The sequence below is a fragment of the Novosphingobium hassiacum genome (genome assembly GCF_014196055.1).
Lineage (GTDB): Bacteria > Pseudomonadota > Alphaproteobacteria > Sphingomonadales > Sphingomonadaceae > Novosphingobium > Novosphingobium hassiacum.
The window spans coordinates 208,601-233,076 of the sequence record NZ_JACICY010000005.1 but is presented as its reverse complement, the minus strand read 5'-3'; the positions used below and the strand labels follow the sequence as shown (position 1 = coordinate 233,076).

Genomic DNA, 24,476 nt, shown 5'->3' with positions numbered 1-24,476 from the left:
GAGGTCTATCGAGCGCCCTCCCTAGTCGGCGCGGCCGATGCCAGCAAGGAGCCGATTTGCGTCATCAGCAAGCCCGAATCAAAGTTGTACGTCGGCGCGACCGCAGCAAGGCTGACCAATCCGGCGTGTGCCTCGACAAGCCGCAGCCGGGCATGGTCGTCAGCTTGCCCCAATGCCCGCACCACCGTCATCCGCGCCGCCTCGATCGCCGCCATCTGCCGTTCGCGATCCGGTCGCGCGCCGATGGCCCCCGCCAATGCGCCGCGCAACGCAAGATCGCCGTCCCTGTCGCCAAGCAGCGCCGAGTAAATCGCCTGCAGCTTGCCAAGCCCCTGTTCGGCAAACGTCAGTGCGGCCCCCGGAGATCCACCCGCCACCGCCAAAGCCGCAGCCCGCGTCTCGTTGTCCAGTTGCGGCATCTCGGCGTCGAGCACGCGCATGACGTCGGCATCGCTCAACGGATGAAAGCGCAGGATCTGACAACGCGACCGCACCGTCGGCAACAATCGCCCCAGCACATGCACCACGAGCAAAAAGAACGTCCCCTGCGGCGGCTCTTCCAACATCTTGAGCAGCGCGTTGACCGCGCCCTTCTCCAGTTGGTCACCGCAATCGACGATCACCGCTCGCCGCGCGCCGAGCGTCGGCCGCGTGTTCAGACGGCGCCCGATTTCGCGTATCTGATCGACAGAAATGTTCCGCTTGGTGACATACGGCTTGCCGTCATCGCGCTTCTTGACCTCGTCGTCATTGGCCGGGAGCGGTCGCAGGACATAAAGGTCCGGATGCATCTCGAACGCGGGTTGGGGCACGCCCGGTTCGGCGACCAGTTCGGCCGCCGCAGCACGCGCAAAGCTTGCCTTGCCCAGCCCCTCGCGCCCCGAAAGGATCCATCCGTGGTGCATCCGCCCGCCCGCCATGGCAGAGCGCCAAGCCCGCCATGCGTCATCATGTCCGATCATGACAGCAACCCGGCAAGCGATCCGATCACGCCCGCGTGAACGTCGTCGGGCGTCCCGCCGGCCTCAATCACCGCAAACCTGCCCGGCTCTGCTTGCGCAAACCGCATGAACGCCTCGGCAACGCGGCGGTGATACGCCGCATCACGCCCCCCGATCCGGTCCGCGCTATCGCCATCGCGCAGCGAAAGACGTTCGGTAGCGACCTCAGGCTCGACGGTCAGCAGCAGCGTCAGATCGGGCAGCAGACCCGCGCTCCCGATCGTGTGAAGCGCCATGATCTCGTCGTCGGTCAATCCGCCGCCGCCACCCTGGTAGGCGCGGCTGCTGTCGACGAACCGGTCGCAGACGACCCACGCCCCGCGCGCGATTGCCGGGCGGATGAGCTTATCGACGTGATCCGCACGCGCGGCAGCGAACAGAAGCGCCTCGGCGCGCGCACCCCAGCCCTCGCCCTCGGTCGAGAGCAGCATGGCGCGAATCGCTTCGGCCCCTGTGGTTCCGCCTGGCTCGCGCGTGGTCACCACCTCCAGCCCACGCGCGCGCAGTGCGTCCGCCAGCATCCGCCCCTGCGTCGATTTGCCGACGCCCTCGCCCCCCTCGAGCGCGATGAACCGGCCTTGCGTCACAACCCTACCGTCCGCAGTACACCATCGCGCAATCGCGAAACGACGCCGCCACGTGGCACGCTCGCCCCGGCAACCAGCGGCAGGACATGGACCGGCTCGCCGGGAACGCGCACGAGCAGGCTGGCGACCGTCTCACCCTTGGCAATCGGCGCCTTCAACGGACCCTTGTACCGCACCGCAAGACTGTATCCGGCCCGCTGACCCGCCGGAGCCGTGACCGACAGCGCACGCGGCGCGACCAGCGGCACCGATCGCTCGACCCCGCCCTGCACCTCCGCCACAGCAACCTGCGCGCCTATCGGGAACAACGGCTGCGCACTCCACGCGGCAAAACCCCATTCGATCAGATCGCGCGATTGCCGCGTCCGTTCGATCGGCCGGTCGTATCCGCCGAGTACCATCACCAGTCGCCGACCCTGCCGCTCCGCTGAGCCGACAAAGCCGTATCCGGCCTCGTTGGTGAACCCGGTCTTCACCCCGTCCGCGCCTAATGTATGGCCGTACAGGGGGTTGTGGTTGGGCTGGGTGATGCCGTTCCAGGTCATCTGCGAATGCCCGTAGAACCGGCGATACAGCTCGGGAAACCGGGTCATCAAGGCACTGCTCAGCGTCGCCAGATCGGCAGCCGTCACATAAGTCTGACCCTCGTCCATCCAGCCATTGGGCGTGTTGAAATGGCTGTCGCGCATGCCGAGATCGGTGGCCGCGGCGTTCATCAGGCCGGTGAATGCCGGCACCGAACCGGTCGCGCCCTCTGCCAACACGACGCAGGCATCGTTGGCCGAAACCGTCACGATCCCTTCCAGCAGTTCGGCGACCGTCGGCTGCGCCTCGCGCGGCAGGAACATCGTGCTGCCCACGTTGCTCCACGCGCGAAACGTCTCGGGTCGCACCGGAATGCGCTGGTCCAGACGCAGTTTGCCTTTGCTGATCAGGTCGAACGCGACATAGCTGGTCATGATCTTGGTGATTGACGCCGGCACGAACCGGCGGTGCGCATCGCGCGCATAGAGTACCCGGCCCGATCCCACATCGATCAGCAAGGCGATCGGGGCGGAAAGCTCGGGCATCGGCGGAACTGCGCCGACCGGCGTCGATACTTCAGGCGCGGCAGCTTTGACCGGCAGCGCGGCAAGCATCAGGCACAGGGCAATCGCAACGGACTTCGAAGGCAACAGGCAATTCCCCGATCAGTCGAGGCCGCCTGTCCCCCAACAATTTCAGGGTGCGCTGACGACCTTTGCGTCGGCATAGCCCGCCGCGCGCACCTTCGCCAGAGCCCTATCGGCTTGTCCACGATCATTGTGCGGCCCGCTGCGCACGCGGAACAGCTTGCCGACCGAAGCGACCGTTCCACCGGTGGCGCTCGCCGCAGCCTCCGCACGCTGCCGGGTCGAGTAGGCCCCGATCTGTACGTAAAGACCCTTGGCCGCAGGTGCCGCGGTAGCGGGTTCGGGCTTCGGCGGAGCCGTTGCAGCTGGTGCCGGAGCAGGCGGCTTCGGCGTCGCGGCCGTTGCAGTCGTTGCAGGCTTCGTCACAGGCTTGGCTGTCGGTGTGGCCTTCGGGATCGGCGCGACCGGCGCGTCGATTGCGGCAGCAGGCATCGCAGCCGTCAAAGGTGCAACTGGCCCTGGCAGCTTGCGCTTGAGTACGGCCAGCAATCCTGCCGGCGTGTCCATCCGCGCCGGGGCCTGCATCCCACCACGCAGCAACGCACGCTCCACCTCGGGCGGATTGACCCGGCGCACGCGCACCGCAACCCGCGAATCGGCGCCTGCGCCAAGCTGTGCCCAAGCCGCAGCAGAGAGCGAGACGAGATCCTTGCCCTGCATCGGCCCGCGCTGCGTCAGACGCACCAGAATCGTACGACCGCTCTCCAGCGACGTCACTTCCACGTAACTCGGCAGGGGCAGCGTGCGATGCGCACCGCTCACGCCCTCATCGCCCGCCACGCTCGCGTAGCCCACCGAATCGTAATTCATCACGTCGACAGGCGTGTAGGTCACGCCATCGACGACGAAGGGATCACCCAGAACCATCGGATAATCACCCGCCGGCCCCGCCGACGAAGCGACAGGAGCGGCGGAAATTCGGGCATTCGCACCACCACAGGCGGTCAATACAACGGCGGCGGAAACGGCAATCCAGCTAGCGGCTGATTTCATCTGCAAGAAGTCCCACGGACAAGGCGTAAAAGTTCGAGCAGTTATAATCGAGGATAACCCTATAATTTCCCGTTAGCAGATAAGCAGTTCGCCCGCGCCCATCCGGCTCGAGGAGACTCGCCATCACATCGTCTGCTGGCCAAGAGCCGGATTGGGGCACGATCCCAAGCGCACGCCACTCTGCCATCGACTTCCATCCGGTGTGCCGGTCGAACACGCGCGGACAGCGCGGGCTGACCAGCTTTGTGGTCAACGCGCTACGGTCGAGACTGTCCGGAACGTTGACCGCAACGCCCCACGGCTCCCCGGTGCGCCACCCGGCATCGCGGAAGTAATTGGCGATCGATGCCAGGGTATCGGTGCGATTGGTCCAGATATCGGCAAACCCGTCGCCATCACCGTCCTGCGCCACGCGCAAATAGACCGACGGCAGGAACTGCGGATTGCCGAACGCCCCCGCCCAGCTGCCAACCAGCTTCGAACGCGGCACACCCCGGTCGACCATCTTCATCGTCGCGATGAATTCATCGGCAAACAGATCGCGCCTGCGTCCCTCATACGCAAGCGACGCCAGCGAACGCGGCAGGTCGAAGTCGCCTGTATAGCCGCCGTAATCGGTCTCATGCCCCCAGATGCCCAGCAGGATCTTGCCCGGAACGCCATAACGCCGCTCGATCCCGGCAATCTGTCCCGCCGCCGCGACATACTGTCGCTTCCCCCGCGCGATGCGCGATGCGTCGATGTGCTTGCGCCGGTACGGCTCGAACGCCGCAATCGGCCCGCTTGACGATCCGGGTTGCGCGCGGTCCAGCTGAATCACCCGCGCATTGAGTGTCAGCCCCGCCATGACTTGCGAAATCGTCGATTCCCGAACCCCTTCGCCCCTCGCACGGGCCGCCAGAAGCTGAAGATACTGTTGAAATCCAGCCTCTTCGCCTGTTGCCTGACCAACAGCAGGTCCGGCCAGGCCAAGCGCGAGCACTCCCACCATGGCCGCGCGAAAGAACGTGATACATTTGGAAAAAATCATCAGCCGAGTCTCGCACGGATGCATCGCCGTGGGAATCCCCTTTGCGACCGATGACTAAGGCGCTAACGGCAAACCGATTCCGGCGCACGCCGGATCGCGCGGACAGGTGGCCGAGTGGTTTAAGGCAACGGTCTTGAAAACCGTCGTGGGTGGAAGCTCACCGTGGGTTCGAATCCCACCCTGTCCGCCAGTTTTTGATCAAGCCTCTTCCGATGCCGGAATGTCGGCCGCGTTGATACGCATGTCATCCGTCGCGATCGCTTTCCACGGCGTGAGCGTGATCCGACGCTCGCACTCATCTTCCCACGAGCCGCAATCGATCGGCTCGACGATTTCGTATTCCATCGCATCTCTCCTGCCGATCCAACACCGAATCGCGCAGGAAGTTCCGTCACTTACGTCAGATATGGATCGCCCGCCCGTAGGCTGCCAGCACGCTTTCGTGCATCGATTCGCTGATCGTGGGATGCGGGAACACGGTGTGCATCAATTCGGCTTCGGTCGTCTCAAGGGTCTTGCCCACAACATAGCCCTGGATCATCTCGGTCACTTCCGCGCCGATCATGTGAGCGCCCAGAAGTTCGCCGGTCTTGGCGTCGAACACCGTCTTCACGAAGCCCTCCGATTCACCCAGCGCGATGGCCTTCCCGTTGCCGATGAACGGAAATGTGCCGACCTTGAGCGTATAGCCCGCTTCCTTGGCTTTCGCTTCGGTCAGGCCGACGCTCGCAATCTGCGGGTGGCAGTAGGTGCAGCCCGGAATATTGCCGCGATCCATCGGGTGCGGATGCACGTCCTTGTTGCCAAGCTCCGCTGCAATCGCCTCGGCAGCAATCACGCCCTCATGGCTCGCCTTGTGCGCCAGCCACGGCCCGTCAGTCACATCGCCGATGGCCCACACGCCCGGAACGTTAGTCCGGCCAAAGCCGTCTGTCTTGATGTGGAAACGCTTGTCGGGTTCGATCTTGCACTCTTCGAGACCGAGGTTCTCGACATTGGGGACGATGCCGACCGCGACGATTACGTGGCTGAAATCGGCCTCCATGACGCTGCCGTCCTTCTTGGTGATCGAGGCCTTCACGCCGTCCTTGCCCACGGTCAGCGACTTGACGCCAGCTTTGGTCAGGATCGTCATGCCTTGCTTAATCAGCGCCTTTTCGAGGAACGCTGAAACGTCGGCGTCCTCGACCGGCACGACCCGGTCCATCATCTCGACGACCGTGACCTTCGATCCCATATCATTGTAAAAACTTGCGAATTCTATGCCAATTGCGCCCGATCCGATGACCAGCAATTCGGTCGGCAGCTCCTTGGGCGTCATTGCATGGCGGTACGTCCACACCCGCTCTCCATCGGCCTTGGCGAACGGCAGGTCGCGCGCGCGCGCGCCGGTGGCGATGATCACGTGCTTCGCGCTGATCGTCTCGGCACCCTTGTCGTTCGTCACTTCGACCGACGTCGCTGATTTCAGCACGCCCGCGCCCATGTGCACGGTGATCTTGTTCTTCTTCATCAGGTGGGTAACCCCCTGATTCAATTGCTTTGCCACGCCGCGTGAGCGCTTGACCACCGCGTCCAGATCGGCCCGGATATTGTCCGCCGCCAGTCCATAGGACGCCGCGTGCTTCATGTGGTTCAGCACTTCGGCCGAACGCAGCAGCGCCTTGGTCGGAATGCAGCCCCAGTTGAGGCAGATCCCGCCGAGATTCTCACGCTCGACGATCGCGGTCTTCAACCCCAGCTGGGCGCAACGAATCGCCGACACATAGCCGCCTGGGCCGGATCCAAGGACGATGACGTCATATTGTTCAGCCACGTGAGTGCTCCTGTAAGTCGTTTCGCGGCAAGGGCCGCGGCTTGCGGTTTTCGTCGATGGCGACGAAGAAAAATCGCGCTTGGGTTACCATCTGGCGCTCCTCACCGGTGCGGGCGCGACGCCAGGTCTCGACGTCTATGGTCATCGAGGTGCGACCCGAAGCGCTGAGCTTGGCATAGACTGACACTTCGTCGCCGACGTGGACGGGATGATGGAATTTCATCCCCTCAAGCGCGATCGTCGCAGCCCTTCCTTTTGAAGTCCGCGCCGCGACAATGCCGGCCGCCATGTCCATTTGCGCCATCAGCCATCCGCCGAAGATATCGCCTGCAGGATTTGCGTCCGCGGGCATGGCAGTGATGCGAATGGCCGGTTCGCCAAGTGCCAGCGGATCGACCATTCCTGCATCCTCTGTCGTGAGAGTCAGGCCACCAGCCCGAGCGGATTTTCGATCAGCACCTTCAGCGCCTGCATCAGCTCGGCACCATCTGCGCCATCGATCGCGCGGTGATCGAACGAGCCGGTCACGCTCATCACCGTCGCCACGGCCAACGCACCGTCGATCACGTAGGGCCGCTGCTCGCCCGCGCCCACCGCCAGGATCATGCCCTGCGGTGGGTTGATGACCGCATCGAACTGCTTGATCCCGAACATGCCCAGGTTCGACAGCGACGCGGTGCCGCCCTGATATTCGTGCGGCTGCAACTTGCCCTCGCGCGCCTTGCCCGCCAGCGCCTTCATCTCGGTCGCGATCGCCGAGACCGACTTGTTGCCCGCATCGACGATGATCGGCGTGATCAGACCCGAGGGCGCTGCCACCGCCACCGAGATATCTGCGCGCGAATAGGTCCGCAGCTCGGTTCCGGCAAAGCTGACGTTGCACTTGGGCACCTGCACCAGCGCCTTGGCCAGCGCCTTAATCACGAGATCGTTTACCGAAAGCTTCACGCCCTGCGGCTCGAGCGCCTTGTTCAGTTGCCCGCGCAGCTTGAGCAGCGCGTCGAGCTGGATATCCACCGTCAGGTAGATATGCGGCACGGTCTGCTTGGCCTCGGTCAGGCGGCGCGCAATCGTCTTGCGCACATTGTTGAGCTTCGACGCCTCGTAGGGGATGCCGAAATCGGGGATCTCGGCGGGCGCGGCCACCGGAACTGCAGCCTTTGGTGCTGTCGGCGCAGGCGTAGCAGCAGCAGCAGGCGCAGTCACCGCGACCGGAGCAGCACCGGGCTCCGCACCCTCGACATCCACCTTGACGATACGCCCGCCCGGCCCCGTACCCTTGACCGCCGCAAGATCGATCCCGCGGTCGGCTGCAATCCGCTTGGCAAGCGGGCTGGCGATCACGCGATCACCCGCTGCCTCAACTGCAACCGGCTTTGCCGCAGGAGCAGGCTCGGCTTTGGCGACCGGAGCAGGAGCAGCTTCAGCCTTCGTCACCGCCGCAGGCTCAGCCTTCGCAGCCGGTGCCGCCTTTGCCGCCGGAGCAGCCGCACCAGCATCCTCGTCCTCGCCCGCAATCGTCGCGATCACGGTCCCGACCTTCACGCCCTCGCTGCCCTCGGATACGTCGATCGAAACGATCGTGCCCTCATCGACCGCTTCGAACTCCATCGTCGCCTTGTCGGTTTCGATCTCGGCCATGATGTCGCCCGATGAAACCTTGTCGCCGACCTTCACGAGCCATTTAGACAGCGTGCCTTCTTCCATAGTTGGCGAAAGGGCGGGCATCTTGATCGCGATGGGCATGGCGGTGTGGTTCCGTCTAGGTGGCGCAGCATGCGGTCCGCCGTAACGGAAACCAGCCCTGCATCTTTTGTAGTCCCCATTTCACCAGCATGGCGCGTCTGGTCAAGTGGCTTGCCGCTTGCACCGCATACGAATTTGCCGGTACCTAGCAGTTTGGAGGGTCAAATCATGCCGCAGCGCATCTATCTGGTCATGATGGACGAGACCGAGGAGGCGCGCGCCGCCCTGCGCTTCGCCGCCCGCCGCGCTGTTCGCACCGGCGGTACCGTCCACATCCTCGCCGTCGTCCCCCGACAGGAGTTCGCTGTGTTCGGTGGCGTCCAGGCCACGATCGAGGAGGAAGCACGCGACCGCGCCGAAGTTTTGGCCATGACAGCGGCGGGCAGCCTGACCAGCCAGTCCGGCCTCACCCCGGTCATCGCGGTGATCCAGGGCGATGGCCCGCAAGTCGTCCGCGCCTATCTCGCCGATCACCCCGAGATTTCCGCACTCGTACTTGGCGCCGCCAGCGAAGGCAGTCCAGGTCCTCTGGTTACCCACTTCGCCGGAATCGCAGGCCAACTCCCCTGCCCGCTGATGATCGTCCCCGGCGCCATGGCCGACGAGGATATCGACCGGCTTACCTGACGCGGGGGCAGAGCCCAACTTCAGACGCGCAGGATTGCTTCGCGACGCTCTCAATCAGCGCTTGCCCTTGCCCTGATGGCGGATATTCGAAGGGCGCCCCCGCTTACCGGGAGCATGCCCGGCTTTGAACGGCCGTCCCTTGCCACTTGGCTTCCCGCGATCGCCGCCGTCGTCCCGAAACCCGCGCCGCTCGACCCGCCGCACGCCCTCGTCGACTTCTACCGGCTCGAACTTCAGCGCACCCGTCAGCGGGTTCGCCTCGGCCAGACGCAACTTCATGATCATGCCGATGGCAAACTGCTCGCCAGTTTCCTCGCCGATCAGCCGCTGCGCCTTCTCGTCATAACCGAAGCGCTCGGCACCCAAAGTCGAAACCGGCACCAGTCCATCGCCACCCAGCCCGATGATCGTCGCGAACAGACCGAACTTCTGGACGCCGGTGATTCGCGTATCGAACACTTCGCCGATCTTGCCCGAGAGCCATGCCGCCACATAGCGGTCGATGGTATCGCGCTCGGCCACCATCGCGCGTCGCTCGGTCACGCTGATTGCGTCCGAAATCCGTCCAAGATCGCCGCGATCACGGTCCGAAAGCCTCGATGACGCCGGTAAATCCGACTTCGGCGCGGGCTGCTCGAGCTTGTAGGCATCGACCAGCGCGCGATGCACCAGCAGATCAGAATAGCGCCGGATTGGCGAGGTGAAATGCGCATAGCTGCCTAGCGCCAGGCCGAAATGCCCCGCGTTGCGCGGCCCGTAATAGGCCTGCGTCTGGCTGCGCAGCACCGCCTCCATCACCAGCGCCTTCTCGGTCTCGTCGGTAACGTCCTTCAACAGCCGGTTGAACAGCGAAGGCGTGATGACCTGCCCCAGCGCCAGCTTGCGGTCGAACGTCGCCAGATAATCCTTGAGCGCGATCAGCTTCTCACGGCTCGGCGGCTCGTGAATGCGGTACACGACCGGGGCGACCTTGGCTTCCAATGCCTTGGCCGCCGCAACGTTGGCTGAAATCATGAAGTCCTCGACCACGCGATGCGCGTCGAGCCGTTCACGCAGCGCGATCTCCTCGATCTTGCCTGCAGCATTCAGCACCACGCGGCGTTCGGGCAGCTCGAGGTTCAATGGATCACGATCGTTCCGCGCTTTCTCCAGCAACCGCCATGCAGCCCAAAGGTTCTGCAGCACAGCGATGCCTACGGCACCGCCACCACCCCCAACCCCCTCCTCTAAAGAGGAGTGGGCCTTGCTGAGCGTCTCCCCCTCCTCTTCAGAGGAGGGGGCCGGGGGGTGGTGTGCCCCACTCGCAACATCAATTCGCCGCTGCGCCTCTTCATAGGCAATCACCTCGGCAATGCGCACCAGAGCGCGTGTGAACCGCCACTCCGTGATCCGCCCTTGCGCATCGATCGCGATATGACACGCCATCGCCGCGCGATCCGCCCCGGCCTTCAGCGAACACACGTCCGCGCTCAGCACCTCGGGCAGCATCGGCACTACACGGTCAGGGAAGTACACCGAATTGCCGCGCTTGCGCGCCTCGCGGTCCACCTGGCTGCCGGGTCGCACATAGAAGCTGACATCGGCGATCGCGATCAGAGCCCGAAATCCTCCCGCGCCATCCGGCTCGGCCCAGATCGCATCGTCATGGTCGCGGGCATCGCTCGGGTCGATCGCCACGATCGGCAGGTGCCGCAGGTCCTCGCGGTGCTCCTCGCTCAACGGCAGCGCAGCCGCAACCTTGGCCTCGTCCAGCGCCTCTTGCGGGAAGATAAAGGGAATCCCGTGCTTGTGGATCGCGATCAGGCTGAATGCGCGTGGCGCCAGCGGATCGCCGAGCACTGCCGTCACTTTCATCCCCGCCCGCGCCGAACGCCCCGCGGGTTCGGCCAGCACGAGTTGCCCCGCAACCGCTCCGCCAAGATCCGAAATCGGCACCGAATTGCGCACGCGCTTGTCCACCGGCGCAAGCCAACCCTTGCCGGTGCCGTCCAGTTCGACCACGCCCAGCAACTGTTCGTCGTTGGCGGGCAGCTTCTTCATCGGATGCGCCAGCCAGCCCGAGCCTGCCTCTTCGGTCCGCGCCAGTACCCGGTCGCCAACCTTCAGCGCTGCCTGCCGGTCCTTGGCATTGCCGCGCCCCTCGATCACACGCAAACGCGGCGGAGGCGTGGCATCGTCGGGCTGCCATGAATCAGGAATGGCAATCGGCTCGCCGTCCTCGATCTCGACAACGCGCAGCACGGTCACCTTGGGCACCCCACCCATGGCGTGGAACGAACTGCGGTTGCCATCGATCAGGCCCTCTTCGGCCATATCCTTGAGCAGCGCCTTGAGCGCGATCTTCTCGGTCCCCTTCAGTCCGAAGGCCTTGCCGATCTCACGCTTGCCGGCAGGCCCCTCGGCTTGAGCGATGAAGTCCAGCACCTGCTGACGCGTGGGAAGACCTTGCGGATGTTTGAACTTTGCCATGCCCGCCATGTGGTCGTTCGCCCCCCCGATGGCAAGCTGCGATCAAGGTTTCGGCAAGGGCGCAAACTGCCCGCCCGGCACTGCCGAAGCCACCGGACTCGCGCTGCCATCGGCTGCCACCGCACTCACACCGAACAACCAGTCATCCGCCCGCACGCCCGCCAGCTTCACGCCCGTCGCCGCCGTCTCGCTGACCATCGTCTCCCACGCCGGAGCATCGGTCCGTCGCTGCCAAACGACATACTTCGCCGCGCCTGGCACCGCCTGCCAATCCAACTCGGTGGACGTCTGCACCGCACCCTTGACCACGGGAGCAGGCGGCGTTGGCGCACGCGCCAGTCCCGCCAACGCCCGCACGTTCAGCCGCGTCACCTTGGCGAGGTAGGCGAAATCCATCTCATCCACCGTATCGCCGAACTTCACCCCGCCCTCCGTCCGCACATCCTGATGCTGGTGCTCGTAATCTTCGACAGCCACGGTGAAGCGCACCGCCGGATAGCCCTTGTCCGAAAAAGGCAGCTGATCCCCGCCCCGGCCCATGCGGTCCGCTCGCCAGATCTGCCTCGCCGCAAGACCCCTGGCATCACCCGCCGCAAGCCCGGCCACCCACCGCGATATGTTGCGCGAAGGACTGTCGTTCTCCCCGCCGAACCGCCGCATCTGCGCGCGCAAGGCATCGGTCGCATCGGCCCGCGGCCCCTCGGAAAGCACGCGAACGTGTGTGTCATCACGATAGCCATCGGACCCACGCGACCCGCCGACGATGTCGTTGTTGAGCACCGCCTTCACCGTCCAGCCCTGCTCGGCCGCATAGTCAGCCAGCAGCTTGCCGCCGAGCAAGCCCTGCTCCTCGCCCGAAAGCGCGGCGTAGACGATCGTGCCTGCATACCTGGATTGCGACAGCACCCGCGCCGCCTCCATAACCAGCGCCACGCCGGACCCGTCGTCGTTGGCACCCGGCGCATCGCTGGTCGCGTTCAGGATATCACTCACCCGGCTGTCGATATGTGCCTGAACGATCACCACTTCGTTTGGCCGCTCGGTGCCCCGCTGGATCGCCACGACATTCACAAGCCGCGTCGGCACCGGCACACGATCACCCCCGCTCACCATCCGTTCGGGCTTCACGATCTCGAGACAGCCGCCACAGCCGCGCGACGTCTTGCGAAACTCCGCCTCCGCCCAGTCCCGCGCCGCGCCGATCCCGCGCACCGGATCGTCCTGCACCGAGAGCGTATGCCGCGTCCCGAACCCGACAAGGCGCTCGACATCGGCACGCAATCGCGCCTGCGATATCGTGTCTTCAGGAGCAGCCATCGCTGCGTGGGACAGGATTAGCGAGATACCGACGAGAAAGTAGCGCATGGCCTAGCATGACCGCCCGAAGCAGCCTCGCCAAGTCCGCCCCCCAATAAAGGTGGCTAGTACGATCGCGCGATCAGGATCGTCTCGACCGCAGGCTCGCCCGTAAACGGGCACAGCCCATCAGGCTTCGGCGCATTCAAAGGCGTGTTGCGAATCGTCAGCTTCAACGCCTTCAACTGCTCCACCACCTTGTCGAGCGCCGCTCCGGTCGGCTTCGACCAGCCCAGTTCGACCCAACCCGGCACTTGCGCGCTTTCGGCGAAATAGGCTGAAAGCCCCGCCAGATCGGTCACATCGCGCACGATCAGCGCATCGCGGCGCGCGCGGGCTTCATCGTACAGCGCAGCCTGAATGGCTTCCAACTCGGCTCCCGCCGCCGCAATGAACTCGTCCTTGGCCCGGCCGACGAAGTTGGGCTTGGCATCCGCGCGCCACAACTGGTCACGCCGCAAGGCCGAAACCTGCCCGCCTTCCGCGTCGCGCCCACCGATCTCGAGGATCAGCGGCACGCCCTTCTTGACCCATGCCCACCGCTTCTGCGTCGCCTTGCCCGGCCGCTTGTCGAGCAGCACGCGCACACGTTCATCGAATGCCGACTGCTTGGCCAGTGCCTTGCGCAGATCCTCGCAGTACGCCAGCAGAGCCTCGTCGCTGTCGTTGTCGCGCAGCATCGGCAGGATCACGATCTGCTGCGGCGCCACCTGCGGCGGCACGCGCAATCCGTCGTCATCGCCATGCGTCATGATCACGCCGCCGATCAGACGCGTCGAAACGCCCCACGATGTCGTGTGCGCCAGCGCCTGCTGACCTTCCTTGTTCTGGTAGTTGATTCCCGCCGCTTGCGCGAAAGTCGTGCCCAGATAGTGCGACGTCCCTGCCTGCAGGGCCTTGCCGTCCTGCATCATCGCCTCGATCGAGAACGTCTCGACCGCGCCCGGAAAGCGCTCGTTCTCGGGCTTTGGTCCGGCGATCACCGGCATCGCCAGCGGCCCTTCGGCAAAGGCACGATACATTTCCAGCGCGCGCAGCGTCTCGCTCATCGCGTCGGCCTCGTCGGCGTGCGCAGTATGCCCCTCTTGCCACAGGAATTCGCTCGTCCGCAGGAACATCCGCGTGCGCATTTCCCAGCGCACCACATTGGCCCACTGGTTGACCATCAGCGGCAGGTCGCGCCAAGATTGCACCCAGCGCGCCATTGCCGCGCCGATCACCGTCTCGGATGTCGGGCGGACAACCAGCGGCTCTTCCAGCTTCGCTTCGGGATCGGGGGTCAACCCGCCCTTGCCGTCCGAGATCAGGCGATGGTGCGTGACCACCGCCATTTCCTTGGCAAAGCCCTCGACGTGCTCTGCTTCCTTGGCGAAATACGACAGCGGGATGAACAGCGGGAAGTAGCAGTTCTCGACGCCCGCTTCCTTGATCTGCGCATCCATCAGCTTCTGGATGCGTTCCCAGATGCCATAGCCCCACGGCTTGATCACCATGCAGCCGCGCACGCCGGATTCCTCGGCAAGCTCGGCCTCGGCGATCACGGCCTGGTACCACTGGGCGAAGTCGTCGGCGCGCTTGACGTTGAGCGCGTGCCGGATAGCTGGCTGGTTCATGGCGCAGCCGTTAAGCCGCAAAATCGTTTCCCGCAATGCCCAGCTTGGGCTTGCGGGTCACGACATCAGTTGGAGAGCTGGTCCAGCTTGCGCTTCATTTCGGCCATCTGTTCGCGCAAGGCATCCAGCTCGCTCGTCTCCGAAGCGGGCTTATCCTCGTCCTTGGCAACAGCGCCGGGAACGAAAGCAGCAGCCGCAGCCTTGAACATTTCCATGTTGCGCTGGGCAATCTGGGCGAGCGGATTAGACCCGATGCTTTCCTCGATTGCCTTGCGCATCTTCGCCTGGTTGTCGCGGAAATGGTCCATCGACGCTTCGAGATAGCTCGGCAGGAATGCCTGCATCGAATTGCCGTACATCCCGATCAGCTGGCGCAGGAAGTTCGTCGGCAACATCTGCTCGCCAGCTGCCTCCTCATCCATGATGATCTGGGTCAGAATCGCGTGGGTCAGGTCGGCACCGGTCTTGGCGTCGATGACTTTGAAGTCGACATTGTCCTTCACCATCTGTGCCAGATGGTCGAGCGTGATGTAGCTCGAGGTGCTTGTATTGTAGAGACGGCGATTGGCGTATTTCTTGATCGTCACCACTTCGCCGGCTTTTGCTTCGCTTGCCATATTATGCGTCCCCACTGCGACATAGTGCTATTAGCATGTGCAGCATGTGCAGCGCAACAAACATGACAAGCGTCGTCAGCTTTTGGTCACGGATGATTTTAGACGCAAGATCAGGCACTAGGCCCGCCTGACGGGGCGGGCGCGACAGATGCTTCAAGAACGGTTCAAATCGTGTGAAAGCGGGAAAACCGGCGCCCCATCAAAGTCAGCAGTTCGTATTGCGAAAGCCCGCTTTCGCGCGCCGCCTGCGGGAGGTTGTAGCGGGCGGTCAACCAGTCTCCCTCCCGACATTCGGGCACATTCGATAGATCGACGATTGTGAGATCCATCGACACCCGACCGACGACCGGGACCTCATGCCCGCGCCAGTCGAAGCGACCCTTGCCAGACCAGCACCGCAGATACCCGTCCGCATAACCGATCGCCAGCACGCCCACGCGCATCGCCTGCTGCGCAGTAAACGTCGCATTATAGCCGATTAAATCACCCTCACGCAGGTCACGTACCTGGATAAGCGCCACTTCGGGAAACGCCACTTGTGCAATGCAACCGGCCAGTTCAGGCCGCGCAATACCGCCGTACAGCGCCAGCCCGGGCCGCGTCAGATCCGCGTGATAGGCCGCTCCGAGCGCGATGCCGGCACTGTTGGCGAGGCTGTACCGCCTTGCACCGACCTGCTCGCGCACCGATTGAAACCGCGCGCGCTGCACGTCGTTCTGCGCGACATCTTCGTCCGCACTGGCAAGGTGACTCATGCAGATGTCGATATCCAGATCGCCCAGCACCGGGTCGCCAAGCTCGGCAATTCCCAGCCCCAGTCGGTTTATCCCGGTATCGACCATCAGATGGCAGGCCGCACCACCAGCCTCGCGCCAGCGCCGCGCCTGCGACAGCGTGTTGATCACCGGCCGCACGCCGCTCGCCTTTGCAAATGCGACATCGGCATCGTTCATCGGACCATGCAGAACCGCAATCTGCTCAGGCTGAACCAGCGGCAGGAGATCGGCGACCTCTCCCCAGTGCGCCACGAAGAACGTGCGACACCCCGCATCGGCCAGCGTCCGCACCGCGCGCACCGCGCCGATGCCATAGGCATCAGCCTTGACCGCCGCACCTGCCTTCGCCTGCCCGGACAGGGCATCGAGGGCTCGCCAGTTGGTGCGCAATGCGTCGGCGTCAAATCTCAGCCGCAGCGGCGATGGGGGCGGAGGCGGTGCGTCAGTCATCCACGAATTCTGTCGGCAGCCCGCCCTTGAGACCCCAGATCGCCACGATAAGTGCCACGGCCACGATCACCCAGGTGTACCACAGCCCCGCATAGGGATCGCCGGTCCGCGCCACGATATAGCTCGATATCAAAGGCAGAAAGCCTCCGAAATAGCCCGTGCCCAGATGATAGGGGATCGACATCGAACTGTAGCGAATGCGCGGCGGGAACATTTCGGACAGTAACGCCGCCACCGGGCCGTAGGTCGCGCCGGACATCGCCATCAGCATCAACAACGCGAGGATCACCGTTGCGATCCGCCCCGGCGACGGCGTCACTTTCGCAAAATCGTAGCCGTGATCCGAGAGCGCGGTCTGCAGCGCGGCAGATCGCACAGCGGCCTTCTCGGACCATGGATAGCTTCCAACATCGAACGCCTCGGTCCCGATCTTCACCGCAAAGGTGGGGGCCTTTACCAGCGTGTAGGTGACCCCCGAAGCCGCAAGATCGGCGAGCAGCTTGCCGCAGTTGCTTCGTTGTTCGGATGCAAACGGACTGTAGCTGCAGTACGGCCCCGCCACCATGACCGGATTGCGCGCCGCCGCCGCCGTCAGTTCCGGATTGGCCGCCGATCCCATCAACCAGAACGTGGGGAACAGCATCAGCAACGTGGCCGCATATCCGATCACGATCGGCTTCTTGCGCCCGATCTTGTCCGACAGCGCGCCGAAGATCAGGAAGAACACCATGCCCACCCCCGCACCTACACCGACCATGATCTCGGCGGTGGTGTCCTCTACCCGCATCGCGGATTTCAGGAAGCTCAGGCCTGAGAACATTGCCGTATACCAGATCACCGTCAGGCCGGCGGCAATGCCGAACAGCGCGATGAAGATCCGCTTCTTGTTGCCGGGATAGGTGAAGCTCTCGACGAACGGGTTTCCGGCCAGTTCGCCTTCGTCCTTCATCTTCTGGAAGACCGGGCTTTCCGACAGCTTCAGTCGCATCCACAACGATATCGCCAGCAGTGCAATGCTCAGCAGGAACGGCACGCGCCAGCCCCACGCGTCGAACGTCTCCGCGCTCATCAGCGCCTTGCTCGACAGCACCACGATCAGGCTCAACACGAACCCGCCAACCACACTCGCCTGGATGTAGCTGGTATAATAGCCGCGCCGCCCGCCGGGTGCGTGTTCGGCGACATAGATCGCCGCACCGCCATACTCGCCACCCAGCGCCAGCCCCTGCAAAACGCGCAGAAAGATGATGATGATCGGCGCGGCCAGGCCGATCGTATCGGCCGAAGGGATCAGCCCGACCCCGGCCGTGGCGATGCCCATCAGCGTTACCGTCACCAGAAACGTGTACTTGCGCCCCAGCTTGTCACCGAGATAGCCGAACAGGATCGCGCCCAGCGGCCGGAAGCCGAAGCCCACCGCAAAGCCCGCCCAGACCAGCAACACCTGCAACGTCGCGTTGTCGGACGGGAAAAACGTCCGCCCGATGATCGACGCCAGCGTGCCGTAGATGAAGAAGTCGTACCACTCGAAGATCGTGCCGGCAGAGCTTGCAGCGATGATCAGGCGGATGTCGGATGCACTGGGTTCTGTCGCGCGGTCGCCGCTTGTTGTCGTCATCGCGAAAGAATCCCACCCTGCTTGTTGACGATGCTCTAGCGAACTGCCCCGGCACACGAAAGCCCCGGATTCGGGGATGGCGTATGCTACTTCAGCGCCTCGATTGCGGCGTCCCACGCCAGCAGGATCGCACCATGCCGTGCCGGATAGGCGCGCGCAGGCTCCACCAACTCGATCCCCGGCCATTCGGGCCGCAGACCGTTGCCAGCCAGCCACGCGCCAAGTGCGGCCCGCGCAGCGCGAAGGTCGTCCGCAGTTAGCCCGACAGCGCCCCGCGCAAACAGCGCAGCCGAGGCCTGCCCGACCGCGCAGGCGTGCGGCCTTATGCCCACGGTCGCGATCCCGCCATCGGACGCGAGCGACACCGCGATGTCGATCGTGCTACCGCAACTGCGCGAACGCGCCGATCCCTTGAAGGGCAGCGCATCGTCCATCGGGTATCGGGTCAATTCCATCGCCGCAGCAAGCACTTCGGGCGTGTACAGCCCCCGTCCAGCACTCATCTCAGTTGCCCAGCGCTGCAGCGCGAGCCTTGCGCTTGGCGACTTCGCGCGCCTGATCGGCTGCCTCCTCGCGCCGTTCGGAGATCAGCGTAAGCAGTTCTTCGCTCGCGGCATTGAGGAACGGATAGGTACGCGACTGGGTGATCCATTCGGGCCGCCCGTCCTTGCCCCAGACCACGTCATAGGTGAACACGACGATCGAATAGCCGAGCACGATGATGATGAAGCCCTTCACCGCACCGAACCCGAAGCCGAGGATGCGGTCGATCGGGCCGATCAGCGATTCTCGGCTCGCACTTCCCATCCGCCGCGCGATGAACCGCGTCGCCAGATACGGCCCAAGCAGCAGCAGTGCAAAGGCAAGCACGCCTGCCCCGGTTTCCGTCGGCAGATGCCCGGCCAGCCAATAAGTAGCGGGCTCGTGAAAATAATGGACCGCCAGCAGCGCCAGGCACCAGGATGCCAGCGACAGCACCTCTTCCACGAACCCGCGAAAGAAGCCGCTGACCGCACCAAGCCCTACGAGGAGCAGTACAACATAATCGAAGCCCGTCATCGCCGCGGAACCTATGACCCGCCCATGACCCGGTCAATCAGATTTGGCAGCAGCCGCAGCGGCGTATAGCGCAGTCCGGCCACCTTCTCCGCGCCCGCATCTGGCCCGCACCCGCGCGTGAAACCCAGCTTCGCTGCCTCTTTCAGCCGCACCGGCGTATGCGCCACCGGCCGCACCTCACCCGATAGCGATACTTCGCCGAACCAGATCGAATCGGCGGGCAACGGCTTGTCCGACAGCGCCGAGACAAGCGCCGCCGCCACCGCGAGATCGGCCGCGGGATCGGTTAGGCGATAACCGCCCGCGACGTTGAGATAGACCTCCGCCGTCGAGAAGTTCAGCCCGCACCGCGCCTCCAGCACCGCCAGCAGCATCGCGAGCCGCCCGCTATCCCAGCCAACCACCGCACGCCTCGGCGTCGCTCCGCTGGCCAGACGCACGGTCAGGGCCTGGATCTCGACCAGCACCGGCCGCGTTCCTTCGAGCGCCGGAAACACCGCGCTTCCCGGCACTTCCTGGTCGCGCCCGGACAGGAACAGCAGCGAGGGATTGCCCACTTCCTCAAGCCCTGCGCCCGCCATCGCGAACACGCCAATCTCGTCCACCGCACCGAAGCGGTTCTTGATCGCGCGCAGGATGCGGTACTGGTGGCTGCGCTCGCCCTCGAAGCTCATCACCACGTCGACCATATGTTCAAGCACGCGTGGCCCCGCGATCGACCCGTCCTTGGTCACGTGCCCGACCAGCACCATCGCCACACCGTTTTCCTTGGCATAGCGGATCAGTTCGAACGCGCAGCCGCGAACCTGGCTCACCGTCCCCGGCGCGCCCTCGATCTGATCGGAATGCATCGTCTGGATCGAATCGATCACCAGCAGATCAGGTGGCGTCATCGTGCCCAGCGTCGTCAGGATGTCGCGCACCGAGGTTGCCGCCGCCAGCATGATCGGTGCCTTTCCCAGCCCGAGCCGGTCCGCCCGCAGCCGCACCTGATCGGACGCTTCCTCGCCGCTGATATAGACCGCCGCCCCGCCCGCCAGCGCAACCTTGGCCGCAGCCTGCAGCAGCAACGTCGACTTGCCGATCCCCGGATCGCCGCCCATCAGGATCGCCGATCCCGGGACGAGCCCTCCGCCCAGAGCGCGATCGAACTCTGCGATCCCGGTCTTGCGCCGTTGCGGCAGCGCAATCGGTTGATCAAGTGAAACGAACGCCACCTTGCGGCCGCCGCCGGAAAGGTCGTGCTTGGCCGAGAACACCGTCTCGGGCGCTTCTTCAGCCAGCGTGTTCCATTCGCTGCAATCGGCGCACTGCCCCTGCCAGCGGTTGGAAACACTGCCACAGGCCTGGCAGACAAAGCGGCGTTTGGGTTTGGCCATGGCCTCGCATATCCGGAACATATCTGGAACACAAGCCGGCTCGATCGGCTGTCTTCACCATTCCGGCAAGACTTTCCTAACCATGCCGCTTGCCATCATCGTTAACGAGCCTCTGCTATTTCCTCAGCACATGGCCGCAGTAACTTCCCACTTCCTCGGTATCGATCCGAAAATGTATCGCCACTTCGCGATGCTGACGATCGGGTTGACGACGGTCTTCGCACTGTTCGCCGATGGCGAAACGCGCGAGACGATGGCGCAGAACAGCCAGCGCGCCGAACTCAAGCGCGCCGATGAAAGCAAGTTCGGCAAGACTAAGCTGGTCGACAAGCGCGGTGACAAGCCCCGCAGCAACGCAAGCGGCGGGTTCAATGGCACATTCGGCGCGCCGATGGACGGCGGTGGCAGCGTGAGCGGCAACAGCAGCTACATCCCGCCCGCCCTCGCGCTGAAGTCCCCGCCGATCATCATCGAAGTCGATCAGGCGGCTTTGGCGAAGATGTCGCCAGAACAGCGCAAAGCCTATCTCAAGCGGCTCGAAGACGAACGCCAGCGCCGCATGCGCGAAGGCCCGGTCGTGCCCACGCCGCAGCAAGTCAGCGCGCTCGCCGCCGCCTCGGCCGCGCGCGCAGGCTCTGACTCGATCGACTAGCCCGCAACCGGCATCAGCCCCATCGCGGTCGCGACCAGCGCCTCGGCTGCCGTCGCGATCACCTTGTCGGCCTCGGGCGCGAAGAATGGACTGTGCAGCGAAGGCAGGCTCACACCCTCGGCTTTCGCCTTCGCCAGCTTGTCTGCAGGCTGTCCACCGACCCACAGAATCGTCGACTCGATCCCGGCATCGGCCCGTCCGAACTCTCCGAAATCCTCGCCCGCCATCGTCGGCGTCGTCTCGATGACGCGCTCGCTCCCGAAACGCGCAGTCAGCTTGCCATGCACCTCGCGCGTGAACGCAGGCGTGTTCCACGTCGCGCGAGTATGCGGCTCGCGCACCACGATCAGCGGCATCCGCTCGTCCGGCACGCCTGCCGCAATCGTCTCACCCTTGGCGATCCGCGCGATGCCGCTCAGCAAGCGGTCGCGCTGCTTGTCGCCATAGCTGCGAACGGTCAGCTGCAGCTGCGCCTCGTCGGGAATGATGTTGTGCTTGGCCCCTGCGTGAAAGCTGCCCACGGTCACCACCGAAGGCTCGAACGGACTGGTTTCGCGGCTGACCAGCGTCTGCAGCCGCATCACGATCGCACTGGCCAGCACGATCGGGTCCTTGGTCGTTTGAGGATAGGCCCCGTGCCCGCCCAGCCCGCGCACGGTCAGGTCCACGCTGTCGACGTTGGCTAGCGCAAACCCCGGTATCGTCCCGATCACCCCCGCCGCCAGATCGCCGGTATCGTGGAACGCCAGCGTGTACTTCGGCTTGGGAAATCGCGTGTACAGCCCGTCGTCCAGCATTGCCCGCGCGCCCAGGCCCATCTCTTCGGCCGGTTGCCCGATCAATACCAGCGTGCCCGACCAGCCCTTGCGATTGGCGGCCATCAGTCGCGCAATCTCGATCCACGCCGTCATGTGCGTATCGTGTCCGCACGCGTGCATCACGCCGCTCTCTACCCCCGCGGTCGAAGTCCCGCGCACCTTGGACGCATAAGCCAACCCAGTCTTTTCCACGACTGGCAGTGCGTCCATGTCGGCGCGGATCAGCACGACCGGCCCCGGCCCGTTGCGCATCACTGCAACAACGCCCGTCTGGCCGACCTTCTCGGTAACGTCGAACCCCGCCTTGCGCGCCTCCGCCGCCAGCTTGGCCGCAGATTTGAACTCCTGGAAGCTCAGCTCCGGATTGGCGTGGAAATCGCGATAGATATCCATCAGTCCCGGCATATCCCGCGCGATCGTATCGCGCAGGGCATCGGCTTGTGCGGGGACAACAGTAAGCGCGAGAGCCGACATGGCGGCAGCCATAAGTTTCATGACGCCCACGCTACCCGCTGCGGCGCCCGAAACAACGACTTTATCGGAAGTGGTGCCCCTGGCCCGACTCGAACGGGCACGTATCTCTACAAACGATTTTGAGTCGTTCGCGTCTACCATTCCGCCACAGGGGCACGGATCCGAGGGCTGCCCTTAGCCAGCCCTCGGTCCAAAGGTCAAGCGTTGCGAAGTGCGCCGACCAGAAGCTTGTGCAGCTTCGAATGCAGGGCATCGTTTCCGGCAAGCAGCGTCTCGTCGCAGATTGGCTGCGAACGGCCCTTGTAGTCCGACACGAAACCGCCCGCTTCGCGCACCAGCAGGCACCCGGCGGCCGTGTCCCACGGCTGCAGACTGCTCTCCCAGTATCCGTCATACCGACCAGCGGCGACCCACGCGAGATCGAGCGAAGCCGCGCCGTTGCGACGAACGCCGGCAATGCGCGGACCGAGCTCGGCGTAAATCCGCACCCACTCGTTGATGTCGCCACGTCCCGCAAACGGGATGCCCGTCGCGATCAGCGCTTCGTCAAGATAGCGGCGCGCAGAAACACGCAGACGGCGGTCCTGCAGCCACGCGCCGCGGCTCTTCTCGGCCCAGAAGCTCTCGTCGGTGATCGGCTGATAGATCAGGCCTGCGGTCACTTCGCCCCAGCCCCTGCCGTCCAGCGTCGGTTCCTGCACCGCGATCGAGATCGCGAAGTGCGGAATGCCGTGAAGGAAGTTGCTCGTGCCGTCCAGCGGATCGATGATGAAGCGCGGCTTGCCGTCGTCACCCGGAATCTCGCCGCCCTCTTCCATCAGGAAGCCCCAGCCCGGACGCGCTTCGCGAAGCTCGTCCCACAGCGTGCGCTCGGACATCTGATCGGCCTTCGAGACGAAATCCGCCGGACCCTTCTTGCTGACCTGAAGATGCTCGACCTCACCGAAGTCGCGGCGCAGGCGGCCGCCCGCTTTGCGCGCCGCGCGTTCCATCACGCGCATCAGGCCGGAAATTGCTGCCATCTACTCAGCCCACCTTGCCGACGTACGAGCGCTCGTACACATCGACGATGATCCGCGTGCCGCTGCCGATGTGCGGCGGAACCATCACGCGCACGCCGTTGTCGAGGATCGCAGGCTTGTAGCTGGACGAAGCCGTCTGGCCCTTCACCACGGCGTCGGCCTCGACGATCGTGGCTTCGACCTGATCGGGCAACTGCACCGAAATCGGGCGCTCGTCGTACATTTCGAGCAGCACGGTCATGCCGTCCTGCAGGAATGCAGCGGCATCGCCCAGAAGGTCGGACGGCAGCGTGATCTGATCGTAGTTCTCCACGTCCATGAACACCAGATCCTCGCCCTCGGCATAGAGGAACTGGAAATCCTTGGTGTCGAGGCGAACGCGTTCGATCGTGTCCTGGCTACGGAAGCGGACGTTGGTCTTGCGACCATCGATCAGGTTCTTCATCTCGACCTGCATGAACGCGCCGCCCTTGCCGGGCTGGGTATGCTGGGTCTTGGCAACTTTCCAGATGCCCTTTTCGTATTCCAGGATATTGCCCGGACGGATGTCCACGCCGCTGATCTTCATGATGGAAAGAGCCTTACCGTGAGTAGGGAAGCGCGGCCCTTAGCCGCTCGGGCCGATTGCTTCAAGCAGGCGATTGCTTGAGAGCTGCGCGGCGTGCTAGCGCGAGGCCCATGAAGCGCGCGATATTCCTGAGCCTTGCCCTGTGCAGCATCACAGGCACCGCCCACGCGGTCCCCGGCGGCATGCTCCAAACCCTGCCGAAGGGACCTTGGACTTGCGAGATCCCCGGTGACGCCACGGCCGTTCCGGTGCCCAAGCCCGAACTCAGCTTCATCACCGTTCCTGATTCAAGCTACATCGCGCCCGATGGCGTGCGCGGCTCCTATCTGCTTCTGGCGGACCGTCTGACGCTCACCAGCGGCACCTTCAACGGGCGCCGCTTCCTGATGGACGGCAGTGCGCTGATGCGCGAACTTGGCGAAGGCGATCAGCAGACCGGCATCCGCTGCGTTCAGGCAGGGCCGGTGCTGCTCCCCACGCCCGGCTGATGTTTGATGAATTGACGCATCCCACCCCGTTCGTGGGGGGGGGGGGGGGGGGGGGCCGCGGGGGGGGGGGGGGGGGGCCCCCCCCCCCCCCCCCAAAAAAGGAACGAGGGCAAAAGGAAGAAGAGAGGACGGGGAGGAGAGAGAG

24 protein-coding genes and 2 tRNA genes are annotated in these 24,476 nt (G+C 64.4%); 4 read left to right on the top strand and 22 right to left on the bottom strand.

The window, feature by feature from the left end; all coding sequences use genetic code 11:
- Positions 1-5 precede the first annotated feature (5 nt).
- From GGQ88_RS12145 to GGQ88_RS12125, 5 genes are read right to left on the bottom strand one after another with little or no spacing between them, the layout of a single operon-like run.
- Complete coding sequence (locus tag GGQ88_RS12145; RefSeq protein ID WP_183613566.1) at positions 6-962, bottom strand: DNA polymerase III subunit delta'; 957 nt, start codon at positions 960-962, stop codon at positions 6-8.
- Complete coding sequence (gene tmk / locus GGQ88_RS12140) at positions 959-1,588, bottom strand: dTMP kinase (RefSeq protein WP_183613564.1); 630 nt, start codon at positions 1,586-1,588, stop codon at positions 959-961. The genes GGQ88_RS12145 and tmk overlap by 4 nt, the downstream gene beginning before the upstream one ends.
- Positions 1,585-2,763 carry a D-alanyl-D-alanine carboxypeptidase family protein gene (locus tag GGQ88_RS12135; RefSeq protein ID WP_246385882.1) on the bottom strand — a complete coding sequence of 393 codons (1,179 nt, stop codon included), beginning with the start codon at positions 2,761-2,763 and terminating at the stop codon, positions 1,585-1,587. Before GGQ88_RS12135 ends, tmk begins: the two co-directional genes overlap by 4 nt.
- Before the next feature lie 45 nt (positions 2,764-2,808).
- Positions 2,809-3,753 carry an SPOR domain-containing protein gene (locus GGQ88_RS12130; protein ID WP_183613562.1) on the bottom strand — a complete coding sequence of 315 codons (945 nt, stop codon included), beginning with the start codon at positions 3,751-3,753 and terminating at the stop codon, positions 2,809-2,811.
- The gene (locus GGQ88_RS12125) at positions 3,737-4,783 is read right to left on the bottom strand and encodes a lytic murein transglycosylase (protein ID WP_183613561.1); all 1,047 of its coding nucleotides are present in this window, start codon (positions 4,781-4,783) and stop codon (positions 3,737-3,739) included. The genes GGQ88_RS12130 and GGQ88_RS12125 overlap by 17 nt, the downstream gene beginning before the upstream one ends.
- A gap of 100 nt (positions 4,784-4,883) precedes the next feature.
- On the opposite strand from GGQ88_RS12125, the gene GGQ88_RS12120 reads away from it, so the two are divergent.
- Positions 4,884-4,973, top strand: a tRNA-Ser gene (locus GGQ88_RS12120).
- An 8-nt stretch (positions 4,974-4,981) separates the two neighbouring features.
- Here the strand turns inward: GGQ88_RS12120 and GGQ88_RS12115 are convergent.
- From GGQ88_RS12115 to GGQ88_RS12100, 4 genes are read right to left on the bottom strand one after another with little or no spacing between them, the layout of a single operon-like run.
- Positions 4,982-5,128 (bottom strand): hypothetical protein, encoded by a 147-nt coding sequence (locus tag GGQ88_RS12115; protein WP_183613559.1) that lies wholly within the window; start codon positions 5,126-5,128, stop codon positions 4,982-4,984.
- Between the two features lie 55 nt (positions 5,129-5,183).
- Positions 5,184-6,599, bottom strand: a complete 1,416-nt coding sequence (gene lpdA / locus GGQ88_RS12110; protein ID WP_183613557.1) for a dihydrolipoyl dehydrogenase — start codon at positions 6,597-6,599, stop codon at positions 5,184-5,186.
- Positions 6,592-6,999: an acyl-CoA thioesterase gene (locus GGQ88_RS12105; RefSeq protein WP_183613556.1), complete on the bottom strand. Its 408-nt coding sequence runs from the start codon at positions 6,997-6,999 to the stop codon at positions 6,592-6,594. The genes lpdA and GGQ88_RS12105 overlap by 8 nt, the downstream gene beginning before the upstream one ends.
- A 23-nt stretch (positions 7,000-7,022) precedes the next feature.
- Positions 7,023-8,345, bottom strand: coding sequence for a pyruvate dehydrogenase complex dihydrolipoamide acetyltransferase (locus GGQ88_RS12100; protein ID WP_183613554.1), 1,323 nt, complete (start codon positions 8,343-8,345; stop codon positions 7,023-7,025).
- Between the two features lie 168 nt (positions 8,346-8,513).
- Here GGQ88_RS12100 and GGQ88_RS12095 point away from each other — a divergent pair, with 168 nt between their 5' ends.
- Positions 8,514-8,972 carry a universal stress protein gene (locus tag GGQ88_RS12095; RefSeq protein ID WP_183613552.1) on the top strand — a complete coding sequence of 153 codons (459 nt, stop codon included), beginning with the start codon at positions 8,514-8,516 and terminating at the stop codon, positions 8,970-8,972.
- Positions 8,973-9,026: 54 nt separating this feature from the next.
- On the opposite strand, the gene GGQ88_RS12090 is transcribed toward GGQ88_RS12095, so the two are convergent.
- From GGQ88_RS12090 to radA, 9 genes are all read right to left on the bottom strand, one after another.
- A complete protein-coding gene (locus GGQ88_RS12090) occupies positions 9,027-11,441 on the bottom strand; it encodes a ribonuclease R family protein (RefSeq protein WP_183613550.1) in 2,415 nt (804 codons plus the stop codon).
- Positions 11,442-11,483: 42 nt separating this feature from the next.
- Positions 11,484-12,806 (bottom strand): M28 family peptidase, encoded by a 1,323-nt coding sequence (locus GGQ88_RS12085; RefSeq protein WP_183613549.1) that lies wholly within the window; start codon positions 12,804-12,806, stop codon positions 11,484-11,486.
- A 56-nt stretch (positions 12,807-12,862) separates the two neighbouring features.
- A complete protein-coding gene (gene proS, locus GGQ88_RS12080; RefSeq protein WP_183613547.1) occupies positions 12,863-14,410 on the bottom strand; it encodes a proline--tRNA ligase in 1,548 nt (515 codons plus the stop codon).
- Positions 14,411-14,475: 65 nt separating this feature from the next.
- The gene (phaR, locus tag GGQ88_RS12075) at positions 14,476-15,027 is read right to left on the bottom strand and encodes a polyhydroxyalkanoate synthesis repressor PhaR (RefSeq protein ID WP_183613545.1); all 552 of its coding nucleotides are present in this window, start codon (positions 15,025-15,027) and stop codon (positions 14,476-14,478) included.
- A gap of 164 nt (positions 15,028-15,191) precedes the next feature.
- On the bottom strand, positions 15,192-16,253 hold the full coding sequence (alr, locus tag GGQ88_RS12070; RefSeq protein ID WP_183613543.1) for an alanine racemase: 1,062 nt from the start codon (positions 16,251-16,253) through the stop codon (positions 15,192-15,194).
- Positions 16,246-17,871, bottom strand: a complete 1,626-nt coding sequence (locus GGQ88_RS12065; protein ID WP_183613542.1) for an MFS transporter — start codon at positions 17,869-17,871, stop codon at positions 16,246-16,248. Before GGQ88_RS12065 ends, alr begins: the two co-directional genes overlap by 8 nt.
- A gap of 86 nt (positions 17,872-17,957) precedes the next feature.
- Positions 17,958-18,374 (bottom strand): iron-sulfur cluster assembly scaffold protein, encoded by a 417-nt coding sequence (locus GGQ88_RS12060; RefSeq protein ID WP_183613540.1) that lies wholly within the window; start codon positions 18,372-18,374, stop codon positions 17,958-17,960.
- 1 nt (position 18,375) lies between these two features.
- On the bottom strand, positions 18,376-18,930 hold the full coding sequence (locus GGQ88_RS12055) for a CvpA family protein (protein ID WP_183613538.1): 555 nt from the start codon (positions 18,928-18,930) through the stop codon (positions 18,376-18,378).
- Between the two features lie 11 nt (positions 18,931-18,941).
- Positions 18,942-20,309, bottom strand: a complete 1,368-nt coding sequence (gene radA, locus GGQ88_RS12050; RefSeq protein ID WP_183613536.1) for a DNA repair protein RadA — start codon at positions 20,307-20,309, stop codon at positions 18,942-18,944.
- 130 nt (positions 20,310-20,439) lie between these two features.
- On the opposite strand from radA, the gene GGQ88_RS12045 reads away from it, so the two are divergent.
- Positions 20,440-20,961 (top strand): hypothetical protein, encoded by a 522-nt coding sequence (locus tag GGQ88_RS12045; protein ID WP_183613534.1) that lies wholly within the window; start codon positions 20,440-20,442, stop codon positions 20,959-20,961.
- Here GGQ88_RS12045 and GGQ88_RS12040 read toward each other — a convergent pair.
- The 4 genes from GGQ88_RS12040 to efp all read right to left on the bottom strand — a co-directional run bounded on the left by GGQ88_RS12040 (position 20,958) and on the right by efp (position 23,843).
- The gene (locus GGQ88_RS12040; protein ID WP_183613532.1) at positions 20,958-22,274 is read right to left on the bottom strand and encodes an amidohydrolase; all 1,317 of its coding nucleotides are present in this window, start codon (positions 22,272-22,274) and stop codon (positions 20,958-20,960) included. The two genes, GGQ88_RS12045 and GGQ88_RS12040, sit on opposite strands and share 4 nt — an antisense overlap.
- 50 nt (positions 22,275-22,324) lie before the next feature.
- Positions 22,325-22,408: transfer RNA gene (locus tag GGQ88_RS12035), tRNA-Leu, on the bottom strand.
- 42 nt (positions 22,409-22,450) lie between these two features.
- The gene (locus GGQ88_RS12030; RefSeq protein WP_183613530.1) at positions 22,451-23,275 is read right to left on the bottom strand and encodes an inositol monophosphatase family protein; all 825 of its coding nucleotides are present in this window, start codon (positions 23,273-23,275) and stop codon (positions 22,451-22,453) included.
- Positions 23,276-23,279: 4 nt separating this feature from the next.
- Entirely contained in the window at positions 23,280-23,843 is a 564-nt protein-coding gene (gene efp, locus GGQ88_RS12025; RefSeq protein ID WP_183613528.1) for an elongation factor P, read from the bottom strand.
- A gap of 110 nt (positions 23,844-23,953) precedes the next feature.
- Here efp and GGQ88_RS12020 point away from each other — a divergent pair, with 110 nt between their 5' ends.
- Positions 23,954-24,331: a hypothetical protein gene (locus GGQ88_RS12020; RefSeq protein ID WP_183613526.1), complete on the top strand. Its 378-nt coding sequence runs from the start codon at positions 23,954-23,956 to the stop codon at positions 24,329-24,331.
- Positions 24,332-24,476: the final 145 nt, after the last annotated feature.

Excerpts from the sequence above, each read along its gene's own strand:
- GGQ88_RS12145 (WP_183613566.1), bottom strand. The coding sequence starts at position 962 with ATGATCGGACATGATGACGCATGGCGGGCTTGGCGCTCTGCCATGGCG.
- GGQ88_RS12130 (WP_183613562.1), bottom strand. The coding sequence starts at position 3,753 with ATGAAATCAGCCGCTAGCTGGATTGCCGTTTCCGCCGCCGTTGTATTG.
- GGQ88_RS12125 (WP_183613561.1), bottom strand. The coding sequence starts at position 4,783 with ATGATTTTTTCCAAATGTATCACGTTCTTTCGCGCGGCCATGGTGGGA.
- GGQ88_RS12115 (WP_183613559.1), bottom strand. The coding sequence starts at position 5,128 with ATGGAATACGAAATCGTCGAGCCGATCGATTGCGGCTCGTGGGAAGAT.
- GGQ88_RS12105 (WP_183613556.1), bottom strand. The coding sequence starts at position 6,999 with ATGGTCGATCCGCTGGCACTTGGCGAACCGGCCATTCGCATCACTGCC.
- GGQ88_RS12100 (WP_183613554.1), bottom strand. The coding sequence starts at position 8,345 with ATGCCCATCGCGATCAAGATGCCCGCCCTTTCGCCAACTATGGAAGAA.
- GGQ88_RS12095 (WP_183613552.1), top strand. The coding sequence starts at position 8,514 with ATGCCGCAGCGCATCTATCTGGTCATGATGGACGAGACCGAGGAGGCG.
- GGQ88_RS12090 (WP_183613550.1), bottom strand. The coding sequence starts at position 11,441 with ATGGCAAAGTTCAAACATCCGCAAGGTCTTCCCACGCGTCAGCAGGTG.
- GGQ88_RS12085 (WP_183613549.1), bottom strand. The coding sequence starts at position 12,806 with ATGCGCTACTTTCTCGTCGGTATCTCGCTAATCCTGTCCCACGCAGCG.
- proS (WP_183613547.1), bottom strand. The coding sequence starts at position 14,410 with ATGAACCAGCCAGCTATCCGGCACGCGCTCAACGTCAAGCGCGCCGAC.
- phaR (WP_183613545.1), bottom strand. The coding sequence starts at position 15,027 with ATGGCAAGCGAAGCAAAAGCCGGCGAAGTGGTGACGATCAAGAAATAC.
- alr (WP_183613543.1), bottom strand. The coding sequence starts at position 16,253 with ATGACTGACGCACCGCCTCCGCCCCCATCGCCGCTGCGGCTGAGATTT.
- GGQ88_RS12065 (WP_183613542.1), bottom strand. The coding sequence starts at position 17,871 with ATGACGACAACAAGCGGCGACCGCGCGACAGAACCCAGTGCATCCGAC.
- GGQ88_RS12060 (WP_183613540.1), bottom strand. The coding sequence starts at position 18,374 with ATGAGTGCTGGACGGGGGCTGTACACGCCCGAAGTGCTTGCTGCGGCG.
- GGQ88_RS12055 (WP_183613538.1), bottom strand. The coding sequence starts at position 18,930 with ATGACGGGCTTCGATTATGTTGTACTGCTCCTCGTAGGGCTTGGTGCG.
- radA (WP_183613536.1), bottom strand. The coding sequence starts at position 20,309 with ATGGCCAAACCCAAACGCCGCTTTGTCTGCCAGGCCTGTGGCAGTGTT.
- GGQ88_RS12045 (WP_183613534.1), top strand. The coding sequence starts at position 20,440 with ATGGCCGCAGTAACTTCCCACTTCCTCGGTATCGATCCGAAAATGTAT.
- GGQ88_RS12040 (WP_183613532.1), bottom strand. The coding sequence starts at position 22,274 with ATGAAACTTATGGCTGCCGCCATGTCGGCTCTCGCGCTTACTGTTGTC.
- GGQ88_RS12030 (WP_183613530.1), bottom strand. The coding sequence starts at position 23,275 with ATGGCAGCAATTTCCGGCCTGATGCGCGTGATGGAACGCGCGGCGCGC.
- efp (WP_183613528.1), bottom strand. The coding sequence starts at position 23,843 with ATGAAGATCAGCGGCGTGGACATCCGTCCGGGCAATATCCTGGAATAC.
- GGQ88_RS12020 (WP_183613526.1), top strand. The coding sequence starts at position 23,954 with ATGAAGCGCGCGATATTCCTGAGCCTTGCCCTGTGCAGCATCACAGGC.